This is a genomic window from Microbacterium sp. AC026, assembly GCF_979258475.1.
Genome location: NZ_OZ409857.1, coordinates 1692114 through 1706523, shown reverse-complemented (window position 1 = coordinate 1706523; position 14410 = coordinate 1692114). Strand labels below are relative to the sequence as shown.

The 14410-nt window shown below is 69.4% G+C and carries 11 protein-coding genes and 2 pseudogenes; 9 read left to right on the top strand and 4 right to left on the bottom strand.

Features of this window, described 5'->3' with window-relative positions:
* The first annotated feature begins 28 nt into the window (after nt 1–28).
* From ACZZ93_RS08530 to ACZZ93_RS08500, 7 genes are read left to right on the top strand one after another with little or no spacing between them, the layout of a single operon-like run.
* Complete coding sequence (locus tag ACZZ93_RS08530) at nt 29–1393, top strand: hypothetical protein (RefSeq protein ID WP_053098675.1); 1365 nt, start codon at nt 29–31, stop codon at nt 1391–1393.
* Entirely contained in the window at nt 1390–2634 is a 1245-nt protein-coding gene (locus ACZZ93_RS08525; protein WP_053098676.1) for an FHA domain-containing protein, read from the top strand. Before ACZZ93_RS08530 ends, ACZZ93_RS08525 begins: the two co-directional genes overlap by 4 nt.
* Nucleotides 2631–6605: a type VII secretion protein EccCa gene (gene eccCa, locus ACZZ93_RS08520; RefSeq protein WP_463510867.1), complete on the top strand. Its 3975-nt coding sequence runs from the start codon at nt 2631–2633 to the stop codon at nt 6603–6605. The genes ACZZ93_RS08525 and eccCa overlap by 4 nt, the downstream gene beginning before the upstream one ends.
* A gap of 19 nt (nt 6606–6624) precedes the next feature.
* Complete coding sequence (locus ACZZ93_RS08515) at nt 6625–6927, top strand: SAV_915 family protein (protein ID WP_053098678.1); 303 nt, start codon at nt 6625–6627, stop codon at nt 6925–6927.
* Nucleotides 6924–7220: a hypothetical protein gene (locus ACZZ93_RS08510; RefSeq protein WP_053098679.1), complete on the top strand. Its 297-nt coding sequence runs from the start codon at nt 6924–6926 to the stop codon at nt 7218–7220. Before ACZZ93_RS08515 ends, ACZZ93_RS08510 begins: the two co-directional genes overlap by 4 nt.
* Complete coding sequence (locus ACZZ93_RS08505) at nt 7220–8431, top strand: hypothetical protein (RefSeq protein WP_056276658.1); 1212 nt, start codon at nt 7220–7222, stop codon at nt 8429–8431. The genes ACZZ93_RS08510 and ACZZ93_RS08505 overlap by 1 nt, the downstream gene beginning before the upstream one ends.
* Nucleotides 8431–9183: a hypothetical protein gene (locus tag ACZZ93_RS08500; RefSeq protein WP_056276661.1), complete on the top strand. Its 753-nt coding sequence runs from the start codon at nt 8431–8433 to the stop codon at nt 9181–9183. The genes ACZZ93_RS08505 and ACZZ93_RS08500 overlap by 1 nt, the downstream gene beginning before the upstream one ends.
* Nucleotides 9184–9208: 25 nt before the next feature.
* Here the strand turns inward: ACZZ93_RS08500 and ACZZ93_RS08495 are convergent, their stop codons facing one another.
* Together ACZZ93_RS08495 and ACZZ93_RS08490 are read right to left on the bottom strand one after the other, a co-directional pair.
* The gene (locus tag ACZZ93_RS08495) at nt 9209–9679 is read right to left on the bottom strand and encodes a recombinase family protein (RefSeq protein ID WP_056276664.1); all 471 of its coding nucleotides are present in this window, start codon (nt 9677–9679) and stop codon (nt 9209–9211) included.
* Nucleotides 9680–9731: 52 nt separating this feature from the next.
* Nucleotides 9732–10720, bottom strand: a pseudogene (locus ACZZ93_RS08490) (malate dehydrogenase).
* Between the two features lie 50 nt (nt 10721–10770).
* On the opposite strand from ACZZ93_RS08490, the pseudogene ypfJ reads away from it, so the two are divergent.
* Together ypfJ and pip are read left to right on the top strand one after the other, a co-directional pair.
* Nucleotides 10771–11651 (top strand): annotated as a pseudogene (gene ypfJ / locus ACZZ93_RS08485) (KPN_02809 family neutral zinc metallopeptidase).
* A 9-nt stretch (nt 11652–11660) separates the two neighbouring features.
* Nucleotides 11661–12623: a prolyl aminopeptidase gene (gene pip, locus ACZZ93_RS08480; RefSeq protein ID WP_463510866.1), complete on the top strand. Its 963-nt coding sequence runs from the start codon at nt 11661–11663 to the stop codon at nt 12621–12623.
* Nucleotides 12624–12647: 24 nt separating this feature from the next.
* Here pip and ACZZ93_RS08475 read toward each other — a convergent pair whose 3' ends face one another.
* Entirely contained in the window at nt 12648–12947 is a 300-nt protein-coding gene (locus ACZZ93_RS08475; protein ID WP_463510865.1) for a hypothetical protein, read from the bottom strand.
* Entirely contained in the window at nt 12944–14401 is a 1458-nt protein-coding gene (locus ACZZ93_RS08470; protein ID WP_463510864.1) for an aldehyde dehydrogenase family protein, read from the bottom strand. The genes ACZZ93_RS08475 and ACZZ93_RS08470 overlap by 4 nt, the downstream gene beginning before the upstream one ends.
* Between the last annotated feature and the right edge of the window lie 9 nt (nt 14402–14410).

Sequence of the window (14410 nt, the reverse complement as noted above, 5' to 3'; positions counted from 1 at the left end):
AGCCGCACACGGTCGATAGGGTTCAGGTATGTCAGTCGAAACGGTAGAACGGCGTCGGATCGTTCTTCAGAGTGAGGACCGTCGTTTCGACCTCTCGCTTCCCTTCGACGAGACCCTCGATGACGCGCTCGTCCTCAGCGGACTGTCGACGGCCGATCGCTTCGCGACGATCGGTCCCGGCGGATTCGAGATCCCCGGCGACACCGAATGCGAGGACCTCATCGACGGAGGCCTCTACGCGCTGATCGACCGCACGGCACTCGCGCCGCAGGCGCGAGCCACGGGCGCGCCGGAGCGGCCTTCGCGCGCGGACCACGGCGCCCGATGGTGGATGCTCGGCGTCAGCGGACTGCTGCTCGTCGCGGTCTTCGCCCAGGGGGCCGGAGATCCGCTGCTCAGGCTCCTGATCGGTCTCCTCCTCGTGGTCGGCGCCGTGAGCGGTGCCGTCGCATGGTCGCGCCGGGACTCCGCAGCGGGGGTGCGCGGCATCCTCGGCGTCCTCGCGCCTGTCCTCCTGTCGTTCTCGGCCGGAGCGCTCCTGATCCCGGCTCAGCTCGACGCGAGTGCGCACCTCTCCGCCGCATCCGGGTTCCTTGCCGCGGGCATCACCACTTCGGTCATCGCCGTCTCTGCCCGAGCCCGTCCGATGCGCGCGGCCGCCGGAACGGCGACGGTGCTCCTCGTGGGGCTCGCGGCGGTCTGGGGGCTCTCGCTGCTGCTGCGATGGGGCCCCGCCGAGGCCGCAGCCATCTCTCTCGGACTCGTGCCGCTCGGGCTGCGCGCACTGCCCAGCAGCCTGGTGAACCTCCCGGAGGGGTACTTCATCGACTACAAGCACTTCATGACCAGCCGGTGGACGGTTCGAGGAGCGATCCCGGAGTCGGTCGGGCTGCTCCGGCCCGAGCGCATCATCGCCGTCGTCGATGACTCCTCGGCCCGGCTCATCGCCGGAACGGCGGTGCTCAGCGTCGTCGCCGCGCTCATGGCTCCTCTCGCCTTCCTGCGCCCGTGGCCGGACGACCCCTTCGTGATCTCGGGTGGTATCGCACTCCTCGTCTGCGTCGCGCTCGCACTCCTCCTGACCCCTCGGCACACGACGTCGCGCATCCTCCGCTGGCTCCCGCGTGCGGCGGCGGCGGTGGTGTCCGTGGTCGCCGGGCTGCAGGCGGCCGCAGCGCTGGGCTCCGGCTTCCAGGTGCTCGGCGCCGCCGTCCTGTTCGCGGTGGGCCTCGCGGCGGTCGCCGTGATCATCCCCGTCTCCCGCGGTGCGAGCTCGCTCATCTGGTCGCGCTTCGGTGACGCCTTCGAATGGCTCGCCGTCGCCCTCGCCCTTCCCGCGGCGCTGCTCTACGCGAATGTGCTGTCCCTCGTTCGTGGAATGATGGCCGGATGAGCGGGAACGGTGAACCACAGTCCTGGCCGGGCGGTGGAGCGATCCCGCCCGTCCAGCCCGGACCCGGCCAGCTCGGGGAGGTCCCTGCGCTCCCGCCGGCGCTGATCGCCGCGGCCCCCGGTGTCGACGGCGCGCCCCTCCGGTCCGCATCCGCGCCTCCCAGCCCCACTCCGATCGTCTCGACACGCGCCAGGACGAGACGACCCGAAGACGGGCTCGGTCCGGCTTTCGTCGGCTCGCCCGCGGGGACCGGGGCGCGGATCGCCGCCTTCACGCTCGACAGCGCCGCCGTCATCCTCGCCGCGTCCATTGTCCTCATCACCACTCGCAGCATGCTGCTGGCCGGCCTCACGGTCGCCGAGCTCGCGATCTTCCTGTGCGTGCTCGAAGCGCGCACAGGACTCACCCTGGGCAACGCCGTGCTGCGTCTGCGCGCGTCTCGCGGCGACCGGCCGTACTCGCCCGGCGTGGGGCGCCAGTTCGTGCGGGGGATCATCACCGGCGCCGGCTTCCTCGTCGCGGTCGGCAGCTGGGTCGTCGTCGCCTCGAGCGCATGGGACCGTGGCGGACGTCGTCAATCGTGGGCCGATCGCGTGGCCGGCACGGTCGTCGTCGCCGTCCCGCCTCGGGCGCCCGCCGATGCGCCGCAGGAGGCGACGGTCGCCGAGGTCGCCACTCCGCTCGCTCCTCCGCAGGTCGTGCCTCTCGGTGCCCATCCGTCCGTCGTCGACGAGGACTCCGAGCCCACCGACGCCCGCGCGGCCTCGCACCGCACCGAGAAGCCCGCCCCCGCGGCCCAGGGTGACGACAAGCCGCTCTTCACCGTCGCCCCGGCGGCTGCGCAGCATTCCGATGCTCCGACTCCGGCATCCGAGTCCGGGGCGCTGCTCCTGATCTTCGACACCGGCCAGCGCGTGCAGCTGGGGCTCCCTCTGGCGGCGAACATCGGTCGCGCGCCGGTGGCGAGTGTGCACGACGATCGGCTGGTGACCGTGACCGACCCCGACTCCTCGGTGTCGAAGACGCACCTCCGGCTCGAGCACTCGCGCGGCAGAACCTGGGTGACCGATTTCGGCTCCACCAACGGGTCCGACATCCGATCCGACGACGGGCAGACGACCGAGCTCGTCGCCGGTGAGCGCGTTCTGCTCGACGACGCCGACCGGGTGCGCATCGGCAATCGCAGCTTCACCATCAGCCTCCTGCTGGCCACCGACAGCAGCGCCGGAGAGAGAGCATGACAGGACCCCGTCTCGCGCCGCCCCGAGTCCCCTCCGGAAAGCTCCCCGTCCAGGCGCCGCCCGAGCTGCAGCCCAATGACGGCGGTATGGGAATCCTCGGATCCCTCCTGCCGATGCTGGGCAGCGTGGGCGCGATCGTCATGGTCACGATGTCGAACCAGTCGGTGACCGGACTGCTCACCGGCGGGATGTTCCTGCTGTCGTCGCTCGGCTTCGTGGCGGTGAACGGATGGCGTCAGCGATCCCAGCGGCAGGCCGCGACGCTCGGCTCGCGCCGCGAGTATCTCGCCTACCTGACCGAGCTGCGTCAGACCGTGCGGGTCGCGGCGCGCCAGCAGCGCCGTGCCGCGAACTGGCACCTCCCCGCACCGTCGGCGCTGCCGTACATCGCGGAAGAGCGCACCAGGGTGTGGGAACGCGGGATGAACGACCCCGACTTCCTGACGGTGCGTGTCGGCACGAGCGACCAGCCGCTGTGCATCTCGCTCGAGGCGCCGGAGCTGCCGCCGCTCGCCCAGCTCGACCCGGTCGCCGCCTCTGCCGCGCACCGCTTCATGCTGACGCACGAGATCCAGAAGAACCTCTCGCTCGGCATCACGCTGCGCGACTACGCCCGTGTCGAGATCACGGGAGACGAGACCGAGTCCCGCGGCCTCGCGCGCGCCATCCTGCTGCACCTCGCGACGATGCACGATCCCGACACGGTGCAGGTCGTCATCGCGGCGGACGCGGCGGTGCTCCCGCAGTGGGAGTGGGCGAAGTGGATGCCGCACACGCACTCGCGCACGGTCAGGGACGGACTCGGCGCTGCGCGCATGATCGGCTCTCAGCTGTCGGAGCTCGAGGAGATGCTTCCGGCCGAGGTCAGGGAGCGGTCGCGTTTCGCGCGCGACGGATCCGGTGCCAAGGTGCCGCACATCGTCATCCTGACCGATGGGGTCAGCACCTCCTTCAACGACGCGCTCGTCAGCGGCGACGGCGTGCAGGGTGTGACAGTGATCGACCTCCCCTCACGGTGGGGCGATCTCGACGATCCGAACGCCCTGCGCATCGCGTTCGAGCCGGGGGACAAGGGTCGCCGAGCCGAGCTGGTCAGCCTGCAGGTTCCCGCGCGTCCGTTCGAAGCAGACTCGATCAGCATCGTCGAGGCCGAGGCGACAGCGCGTCGACTCATCGCCCTCTACGCGGGTGGCACGACCATCGCGAAGAAGAAGAGCGCGACCGATCAGGCGGAGCTCGTCGAGCTGCTCGGCCTTCCCGACGTCCGCGATCTCGATCTCGATGCCGCGTGGGCTCCGCGTCTCGAGCGCGACCGTCTCCGGGTGCCCATCGGGCAGACCGAAGACGGCAGCCCTCTGATCCTCGACATCAAGGAATCGGCCCAGCAGGGCATGGGCCCGCACGGCCTCATCATCGGTGCGACGGGTTCGGGCAAGTCCGAGGTCCTCCGCACGCTCGTGCTCGCGCTGGCGATGACGCATTCTCCCGAGCAGCTCAACTTCGTGCTGGTCGACTTCAAGGGTGGTGCCACCTTCGCCGGTATGGCGGACATGCCCCACGTCTCGGCGATCATCACTAACCTCGGCGAGGAGATCTCGCTCGTCGACCGTATGCAGGATGCGCTGCAAGGCGAGATGGTCCGCCGTCAGGAGCTGCTGCGGGCGACGGGGCCCTTCGCCAACGTCGCAGACTACGAGAAGGCCCGCCGTGGCGGACGCACGGACCTCGCTCCGCTTCCCGCTCTGCTCATCGTCGCCGACGAGTTCTCGGAGCTGCTGTCGGCGAAGCCGGAGTTCGTCGACACGTTCGTCAACATCGGTCGCCTCGGACGTTCGCTCCAGGTGCACCTGCTGCTCTCCTCGCAGCGCCTGGAGGAGGGCAAGCTGCGCGGTCTCGACACGCACCTGTCGTACCGGATCGGCCTCCGCACGTTCTCGGCCGCTGAGTCGCGCACCGTGCTCGGAGTTCCTGACGCGTACCACCTGCCCACTCAGCCCGGTGCCGGAATCCTGAAGTCCGACACCGAGACGATGACGCAGTTCCGCGCCGCCTATGTGTCCGGGCCCCCGCCCCGCCGCCGGCGCCGCGCGACATCGGGCTCTGCGCAGAGCACCGGGTCGACAGCGGTCGAGCTCTTCACCGCAGCACCCGTGTGGCGGGCCGAGACGCCCGTCGACGAGCCTGAGGTCGTCGTCGACGCCGAGCCCGAAGAGAAGCGCAACACGTTCGAGATCGCCGTCGAGACGATGAGTGGCCGAGGACCGGCCGCCCATCAGGTGTGGCTCCCGCCGCTCGAGACGCCCGCGACGCTCGACCAGCTGTTCGGCGACCTCGTCGAAGACCCCGCCCTCGGTCTCATCTCCCCGCGCTGGCGGGGCGCCGGCGCACTCACCGTGCCGCTGGGAATCGTCGACGTGCCGCTCGAACAGCGACGCGAGAACCTCGCGATCTCGCTCGGAGGGGCGGCCGGTCACATGGCGATCGTGGGCGCTCCGCTCAGCGGCAAGAGCACCCTCGCCCGCACCACGTTGGTCGCGCTGGCGCTCACGCACACTCCGCAGGAGGTGCAGTTCTTCGTCATCGACTTCGGCGGCGGCAGCTTCACCGGCCTGCAGCGGTTCACGCACATCAGCGGGGTGGCCACGCGTTCGGAACCCGACATCGTGCGTCGCACGGTGGCGGAGGTCACGGGCCTGCTCAACGCCCGCGAGGTGTACTTCCGTCAGAACGGCATCGACTCGATCGACACCTACCGCCAGCGCCGCGCCCAGGGCCTCGCCGACGACGGCTACGGCGACATCTTCCTGCTGGTCGACGGCTGGGGCACCCTGCGTGCCGAGTTCGAGATGCTCGAACCGCAGATCCAGGCGATCGCCGCGCGAGGCCTCACCTACGGTGTGCACATCGTCATCACGGCGTCGCGCTGGATGGAGGTCCGAGCCAACATCAAGGACCTCATCGGCACCCGCATCGAGCTGCGCCTCGGCGATCCGACCGACTCCGAGGTCAACCGCAAGGCCGCCGAGAACGTCACGTCGATCCCGGGCCGCGGACTCAACGAGAACGGCCTGCAGATGCTGACCGCACTGCCGCGCATCGACGGTGTCGATGACGCCTCCTCGCTGGCCGACGGCATCGACGACCTGGTCACCCGGGTGGCATCAGCGTGGCACGGCCCCGCGGGTCCGAAGCTTCGTCTGCTGCCGTCGCGCATCAGCCACGCCGATCTGCGAGCGGTCGCCGCCGCCGCTTCGACCGACGGCTCGGAACCCCGCGAGATCCTGCTGGGAATCGACGAGGCCAACCTGGCCCCGTTCTCGATCAATCCGCTCGAAGAGCCTCTGCTCTACCTCTACGGCGACGCCGACTCGGGCAAGTCGTCGATGCTCCGTGGTGTCGTGCATGAGATCACGCGTCTCTACGGCCCGACGGAGGCGAAGATCTTCGTCGTCGACTATCGCCGCGCGCTGCTGGGCGAGATACCGCAGGAGTATCTCGGCGCCTACCTCACGTCGCACGAGATGACCGAGGGCGGGATGAGCGAGCTCGCGCAGTTCTTCCAGAGCCGCATCCCCGGCGCCGATGTCACGCCCGACCAGCTGCGCTCCCGGTCGTGGTGGAAGGGCGCCGAAGGTTTCGTGCTGATCGACGACTACGACCTCGTGGCGACGTCGCAGGGCAATCCGGTCGCTGTGCTCGCACCTCTGCTCGCGCAGGCCGCCGACCTCGGGCTCCACGTGATCCTCACGCGTCGCACCGGCGGAGCCAGCCGCGCGGCCTACGATCCGATCATCCAGCGGATGACCGACCTGGGTGCCACCGGCATCCTGCTCTCGGGAAACCCCGAGGAGGGTCAGCTGATCGGCAAGGTCAAGGCGATCCCGGCCATTCCGGGGCGCGCCCAGATCGTCAGCCGAGACCGCGGGCTGGTCGCCGCCCAGCTGCTGTGGGTGCCGCCGAGCTACCAGTAGTACCGAGAGAGAGGCCGTCATGACCTTCGAACCCCTAACGCCGTCTCAGCCGATGGTGCCGCCCGTGCTCTATCTGCCGTTGAGCGTGACGTCGACTCCGGAGGCGCAGCTCGTCGAGATCAGGGAGTTGAAGGACGGGCGGCTCGCTCTCCTCGCATACACGGCGCTCGACCGGCTGCTGACGCTTGCGGGCGAACGGCAGCCGTGGATCCTGGTGCGCACCGAGGACCTCGCGGAGATCAAGCGCGCGCAGCCGTACGACGTCGTGATCTTCGATCTCGATGTGCCCGCGTCGTATCGACGGGACGGGGCGATCGCATGACTCGCATCGCGATGGACCCGGAGGTCATGGCCGTCCACGCGAGCATGCATGAGGAGGCCGTGGAGGCGATCGAAGGCAAGCTCGCCGCCATTCCGACCGCCGTCGACGGTGGCCTCGCTTCCGATGCGGTGGCGGCGATCATGATGCGGGTCGGTGACGGCGTCGACGCGCTGTACCGGATCAACGGCACGCTCGGAGAGATCGTCCGTGCCATAGCACAGGATTCCGCGACGAACGAGCAGGACGTGATCGATCAGCTCACCCCGGTCGCGACGATCGTCGAGGACCTCTGATGACGATCGACACGACCACCCATGGTGACGCCGCGCAGGTGCGGGCGGCTGCGGAGTGGCTCGATCCCGGTCTGAAAGACGCGGCCGACGGTTCGTCCCGCACGACGAGCTTCATCCCCACGGGCGTGCGATCGCACTGGTACGGCGAATCGGCTGACGATTACGTCACCATCCTGTCGCGGACCACGGACGCGGCGGACGAGATCGCAGGGTTGGCGCGCGACGCGGCGGAGAAGCTGCGCTCGTACGCCGGCCAGCTGGAGCGGATGAAGGAGGACTTCGCCGCGCATCGGGAGAAGGCCCGCGGCGAGGGGCTCCCCGTGAACGGAATGGTGATCGGTCGGCCGGTCTCCCTGATTCCCGTGTGTCCTGCGACGCGCGACGATCCGTACTGGGATGAGTGGCAGCAGCACCTCGACCGCATCGACCTGTACAACAAGATCGCCGAGGACGTCGGTTCGTGGTGGGGCGAGCTCGAAGTCTGGATCAGCGAGAATCTCGACGGCTTCCTCGATGGGCTCCCGACGCAGTCCACCGCACAGAAGATCCTCGCCGGGCTCCACGAGGCGGGCGGTGAGGCTCCGAAGATCTACCTCGAAGGGCAGGCGCTCGCGTGGAAGACGACGGCGACCGACCTTGTCTCCCACGCGGAGGATCTCCGCCTCGGGGCCTCCGACTTCGTGCGCGAGCTGCGGTCCGGGAACCCGGCTGTGAAGGCGGCTGCTGAGGCGGCCAACCCCGGCGGAATGCGCTGGGCGGCGGACGAGGCGGAAGACCTCGCTCGGCGACTCTCCCGAGCGGGCAAGGCGCTGCCGGTCGTGGGCTGGGGCATCGACATCTGGAACCTGGGTTCCGACATGTCCACAGGTGACGACCCCTCCTCCACTGCTGTGGAGATCGGCGGCGGTGTCATCGGCGGCATCGCTGCCACCGCTGGCGTCGCGGCTCTCGCCGCGGCGGGTGTGATCACTCTGCCGGTCTGGGGCACTGCGGTCGTCGTCGGCGGGGCTGCGGTGGCAGTGGGCGCCGGCGCTGTCTGGGCGTACGAGAGCTGGGTGCCGCAGGACGTGCGGGAGTCCATCGATGCAGGGATGGAGAACGCATGGGACGCGACCACGGACTTCGCCGAGGACGCGTGGGAGAACACCACCGATTTCGTCGGCGACGTCGGTGACGGCGTCGGGAAGGCGTGGAAGGGTCTGTTCGGGTGATGGGGCAGGAGAAGACCGCGGAGACCGTCTGGGTTCCCGGCCATGCCGGATGGCAGGGCCAGAAGGGGTCGACGACGGGGCTGGTGGTGCTCGGCGTCGTGCTCACGGCAGCAGTCGTCTTCTATGCGGTCACACTGCTGGCTGACCCCGCCCCGGCCATGAAGCTCCTCGGATCGGGGGTCGTGCTGGCGGTAGGCGTCGCGGCGTGGCTGTTGACCGCTCATCTCCGGATCGAACGAGTGAGGGTCGTACGGGTTGCGGTCGACGGATCGACGGTCGTGTTCGGCGGTGCGGCGGAGGTCGTCTGGCCGCTGCGCGCGTTCGTCGCAGCCGGAGCGCTGCTCCTCGCCGGATGGGCGTGGAGCATCTTCACCGTTCCTGCCGAACGGATGACGATACTGACTCTGCTGGGCGTGCCGGTGATCGGGCTGATCCTGCTCACCGTCGGCGTGCGCTCGTGGTTCCGTCCTCTCGACGGCCATCGCCTCACCCTGCGTCGTGACGGGGTCGAGCTGCGGATTCCACGCAACCGCGTGAATGCGGCCTGGGATGAGATCTCGGCTGCATCGTTGGAGGGCGATCGCGTGGTCGTCCGGACGACGACGACGCGTCCATCCTCGTGGGCGACGCGCGATCTCGCGAGTGATCCGGTGATCCTCGCGGAACTCGTCTCCTTCTACGGGAAACGCCCCGAGGCCCGCGCCGAGATCGGAGCGGGAACTCTCGCTCGGCTTCGCTCGGGAGACTTCTGAGCGCGAGACGTGTGAACCCGCGAGCTCAGCGCGTGGCGTCGGCCAGATGACGCGCGTCGTGACTCAGCACCTTGACGATGATGCCGTGGCGACGCAGCTCCTTGGCGGTACGCGCGCCCTCTTCGGAGTCGCGGCCGAGAGCGTTGATGTTCGCCACGACCAGGACGTCACCGGGCTTCAGTGTGCTGATCAATCGCGACAGCCGATCGCTCCAGCTCTCGAGGATGTCGGGAGCGGGGTGCCGGAATCCTTCGATCGGCACCCCGAAACGCGTGAGATCGTCGCGCTGCTCGACCACCGAGGGCATGCCCTCGCGGGAGACCACGAGCCCTACCAGACGTGAACCGTCAGGGCGTGCGAGCCAGAAGTCGCGATTCTGCTGCAGTTCTGTGAAGCACTTGGGGCACTCCGCAGCCGCGTGCGGCAGATGCAGCGGGCTCGTCAGGGCCTCGTCGACGGATGCCGTCGCCTTCATAGGATCGATCGTCTCGCTCATCGCGCACCTCCGGCATCCATTCTGCCCTGCGCGGAGCCGGAGCGGTGACCTTTCAGAGCATCCCGAGGGCTGTGACCGCGTCCCGTTCCTCGACGAGCTCGGCCACCGAGGCATCGATGCGCGTGCGGGCCCACTCGCTGACCTCGAGCCCCTCGACGATCTGCCATTCTCCGTCGACCGACCGCACGGGGAACGACGAGATCAGGCCGGCGGGCACGCCGTACTCGCCATGCGAGACCACGCCGGCCGAGGTCCAGTCGTCGGTGCCGCGCACCCAGTCGCGCACATGCTCGATCGTGGCGTTCGCGGCGGAGGCGACGGACGATGAGCCGCGCACCTCGATGATCTCGGCACCTCGCTTCGCGACCCGGGGGATGAAGGTCTGCTCGAGCCACGTGGGCACATCGCCGACGATGGCCTCGAGCGCATCCGCGACGGGCCTGCCGCCGACGGTCGCGTGCGAGACGTCGGGGAACTGCGTCGCGGAGTGATTGCCCCAGATCGGCACACGTCGCACGGTGTCGACCGGCACGGCGAGCGTCTGCGCCAGCTGGGCTCTGGCGCGATTCTCGTCGAGCCGGGTGAGCGCCGCGAATCGCTCGGCCGGAACGCCGTCCGCCGAGGCCGACGCGATCAGCGCGTTCGTGTTCGCCGGGTTGCCGACCACCGTGACCCGCACGCCATCCGCGGCATGGGCGGCGATAGCGGCACCCTGGGGACCGAAGATGCCGGCGTTGGCCGCGAGCAGGTCTCCGCGCTCCATGCCCGGCCCGCGCGGTCTCGCGCCGACGAGCAGAGCGAGATCGCACCCGTCGAAGCCGACGGCCGGGTCGTCCGTGACCTCGACGTGCTCGAGCAGTCCGAAGGCGCCGTCCTGCAGTTCGAGGGCCGCACCCTCGGCGGCGCCGAGCCCCTGAGGATCTCGAGCAGCCGCAGCCGTACCTTCTCGTCGGGGCCCAGCAGGTCTCCTGCGGCGATCCTGAAGAGCAGTGCGTAGCCGATCTGTCCGCCCGCACCCGTGAGCGTGATGGTGGTCGTCATGCCTCGAGCCTACGACGGTGCGAGCCCGTGGTGCAGAGTACCCTCGTGGCATGACCTTCAACCCTGACGCAGACGTCTCCGGCAACACGGCCCGCCGACGTGGCCGTGGTGCCGTCGTCGCCGGAGCGGGCGGCGTCGGCCTGCTCGGCATCATCGCCCTGATCGCCGGGCCCCTGCTCGGCATCGATCTGACCGGCCTCCTGGGCGGCGGCACGACGGGTGGCGGGACGGAGCCGCAGGGGGCAGTGTGATCGAGAACTGCCAGACCGGCGAGGATGCCAACGAGAACGTCGACTGCCGTGTCGCCGCATCCCAGCTCGCGCTCGACGGCTACTGGGAGGACTACATCGATCCGTATCGGCCGCCGCAGCTGATCGTGGTCGATGGAGCGACCTCGACCGCCTGCGGCACCGCGTCGAACGCGGTCGGTCCCTTCTACTGCCCGCCGGATGAGACGGTCTACATCGACCCCACGTTCTTCGATCTGATGGAGCAGCAGTTCGGAGCATCCGCCGGCAACCTCGCCCAGCTGTACATCGTCGGGCACGAGTGGGGACACCACATCCAGTACATCACCGGCGTCATGGACAGGTACCCGAACAACGGCACGGGGCCGGACAGCAACGGCGTGCGCGTCGAGCTGCAGGCCGACTGCTATGCGGGTGCGTGGATCGGGCAGATGACGAAGGAGAAGGACCCCGACGGGGTTCCTTACCTCCTGCCGCCGACCGAGGCGGAGCTCGAGGACGCCTTGAACGCCGCGAACACCGTCGGCGACGACAACATCCAGCAGCAGTCGTCCGGCACCGTCAATCCCGAGAGCTTCACGCACGGCACGAGTGTGCAGCGCAAGGCCTGGTTCGCCCAGGGATACACCAACGGTCTGGACGTCTGTGAGCAGCCGCTGACCGTGTCCGGCGGAGAGCTGTAGGCAGGCGCGATGGACCTGGACGCGCTGTACCCGCCCATCGAGCCCCATGAGACGGGCGAGCTGCTCGTCGGTGACGGACACCGCATGTACTGGGAGGTCAGCGGGAACCCCGAGGGCAAGCCCGTGGTCTTCCTCCACGGCGGACCGGGCAGTGGCACCTCGCCCTGGCAACGACGATTCTTCGACCCGGAGGTCTACCGCATCGTGCTGTTCGACCAGAGGGGCTGCGGGCGCAGCACTCCGCACGCGAGTGCGCCGGACGCCGACCTCCGCTTCGTCACCACCGCGCACCTGATCGCCGACATCGAGCTGCTGCGCAAGAACCTCGGCGTCGAGCAGTGGCAGGTGTTCGGGGGATCGTGGGGTAGCGCGCTCGCACTCGCCTATGCGCAGGCTCATCCGGATGCCGTCAGCGAGCTGATCCTGCGAGGCATCTTCACCCTTCGGCGCGCAGAGCTCGAATGGTTCTACGAGGGCGGGGCCGCCGCGCTGTTCCCCGACCTGTGGGAGGAGTTCATCGCTCCGATTCCGGTGCTCGAGCGCTCGCACATGATCGAGGCCTACCACCGGCGTCTGTTCGACGCCGACCCTGCGGTGCATGGTCCGGCGGCGGTGGCCTGGTCACGGTGGGAGGCGTCGACCGTGACCCTTCGCCCGGACGCCGCGCAGATCGAGGCGATGTCAGACCCGGACACGGCTATCGCCTTCGCCCGGATCGAGAATCACTTCTTCGTGAATCGCGGATGGTGGAGCGAGGGTCAGCTGATCGACGGTGTCGACGGCATCCGCCATATCCCGACGGTCATCGTGCAGGGACGCCACGACGTGTGCACGCCGATGATGACGGCGTGGGATCTGCACGTGGCCTGGCCGGAGGCGGAGTTCGTCGTGGTCGACGACGCGGGTCACTCGGCGACGGAGCCCGGCATCCAGCGAGCGCTGCGTGCAGCGACCGACCGCTTCTCGGCCTGACGGCTCGCGGCCGCAGGGAGTGCGTCAGGCGCGTAGAGCCGCAGTCAGCGTCTTCACCAGCCGGATCAGACCGCCGTCGGCGCGGAATCGCGTGAGCCCTTCGCTGACCGTCGCCCCCGTGCGCGCGGAGACGAACCACGGCGGCTTCGGGAGGATGCTGAGGCGTCCGCCGCCATTCGCCACCGGGAGCGACCGGGGGAAGGGACGGAACGGTCCGCGGATCACCGAGCGCTCGACGCGGTCGAGCAGGAGCGCGTTGTGGACCACTCCGATGCCGCTGCCGACGTCGGCGATCGTGCTGCCGGGGAATGCTCCCCAGGTCATCGTCGGGGTGATGAAGCCGAAGGCGGTCCAGCCGTTGATCGCGATAGACCCGTAGCGCAGGGCGGCGATGGCACGGTCGAATCCGGCGCCGAGGGCCTTCTCAGTCGACGGCTCGATGAGCAGGTTCGCCCCGAGGGTCCCCTGCAGCCGGTCATTCGCATAGGCCACCGCCGAGTCGAGGAACTCCTGACCGGTTCCGGTGAGCGAGACGACGCCCAGCACCGGGGCGAAGTACTCGGTGCTCTGCAGCGCCGTGGCGTCGTCGCCCTCGGAGACCTCGACCAGCACCCTGTCGCCGAGCACGAGGGCATCGGGGTACGCGTCGGTCGCGAGGTGCATCCGCGAGGGGAGTCCGGGTACCAGATCGGTCGTTCCGGAGCGTTCGCATAGGCGCGGCGGAGGGCCGCCCGGAAGTCATCGGCCTGCGCCCAGTCGGAGGACATGATGACGACCTGCCCGGCGATGCAGTTGTGGCCGCTGTTCTGCAGGCGCATGGTGGCGACGTGCTCGGCCTGGTACGTGAGATCGGCGTCGGTCCACTCGCCCGGCACGATGATGATGGGCGATACTCCGCCGAGCTCGGCGGTGATGGGCTTCTTCAGCAGCGGGCGGTCCTCACGGCGTCGCCGGGTGGCGGCAGCTCCGGTGCCCCACACGATCGTGTCGAAGGTCGCGGCCGATCCGGTGATGTGCACGTGCGCGAGGCCGGAATGCCCCGTGAGGTAGGTGCCGACCTCGGGCCCGCCACGGGTGATGCGCAGCAGTCCTGGGCCGATGAGCGGTGCGAGCGCCCGCTTGTAGACGGGCACCAGCGCATCCTGGGTCGGATTGACCTTGAGCAGCGCCGTGCGATTGTGCGCGAGCAGTTCGTAGAGCACGTCGAGCACGGGGATCGAGGTGATGTTGCCGGCGCCGAGCACGAGCCCCACGCCTCCCGATTCCGAGGGTGTGCGCTGGGCCAGTCCGGCCGCGGCGCGTGCGCCGTTCGGGGTCACCCCGGGTTCGAGCCAGACCTCGCCCGTGTAGCCCGAGAGCAGGAACCGATCGAGGCCCGTGAGAGGGAAGGCATGCACGCGGGTGCGTCCACCGGGGGCGCGGTCGATCGTGATCCCGTCGAGCGGATTGGTGCCGTGCGCGAGGCGCGCGAGGGTCTCGATGTAGGCGTCGAGGGCGCCGAGAACGCTGTAGGGACCGCTGAGCCATTCCTCGCCACGCAGCGGATGCCGGGCGTCGAGGCCCTTCGAGGCGGCTGCGGTGTGCGCCCAGTCCTCAGCAGCGGCGGCGACGCTCGAGCGGACGGCCCGCAGGAGCGTGACCCGCTGAGCCAGCGTCAGCGCTGCCCAGGTTCGGGTGCCGGCGTGCAGGTCCTCGATCGCGGTGTCGAGGCGAGTGCGCTCGGCCTCACCCAGCTCGGGGCTCGCCGTCGAAGCGGCGGGCGTTGTCGCAGAAGTCATCGGCGTCTC

Coding starts and splice junctions, on each gene's coding strand:
- ACZZ93_RS08530 (WP_053098675.1), top strand. CDS start 29: ATGTCAGTCGAAACGGTAGAACGGCGTCGGATCGTTCTTCAGAGTGAG.
- ACZZ93_RS08525 (WP_053098676.1), top strand. CDS start 1,390: ATGAGCGGGAACGGTGAACCACAGTCCTGGCCGGGCGGTGGAGCGATC.
- eccCa (WP_463510867.1), top strand. CDS start 2,631: ATGACAGGACCCCGTCTCGCGCCGCCCCGAGTCCCCTCCGGAAAGCTC.
- ACZZ93_RS08515 (WP_053098678.1), top strand. CDS start 6,625: ATGACCTTCGAACCCCTAACGCCGTCTCAGCCGATGGTGCCGCCCGTG.
- ACZZ93_RS08510 (WP_053098679.1), top strand. CDS start 6,924: ATGACTCGCATCGCGATGGACCCGGAGGTCATGGCCGTCCACGCGAGC.
- ACZZ93_RS08505 (WP_056276658.1), top strand. CDS start 7,220: ATGACGATCGACACGACCACCCATGGTGACGCCGCGCAGGTGCGGGCG.
- ACZZ93_RS08500 (WP_056276661.1), top strand. CDS start 8,431: ATGGGGCAGGAGAAGACCGCGGAGACCGTCTGGGTTCCCGGCCATGCC.
- ACZZ93_RS08495 (WP_056276664.1), bottom strand. CDS start 9,679: ATGAGCGAGACGATCGATCCTATGAAGGCGACGGCATCCGTCGACGAG.
- pip (WP_463510866.1), top strand. CDS start 11,661: ATGGACCTGGACGCGCTGTACCCGCCCATCGAGCCCCATGAGACGGGC.
- ACZZ93_RS08475 (WP_463510865.1), bottom strand. CDS start 12,947: ATGACCTGGGGAGCATTCCCCGGCAGCACGATCGCCGACGTCGGCAGC.
- ACZZ93_RS08470 (WP_463510864.1), bottom strand. CDS start 14,401: ATGACTTCTGCGACAACGCCCGCCGCTTCGACGGCGAGCCCCGAGCTG.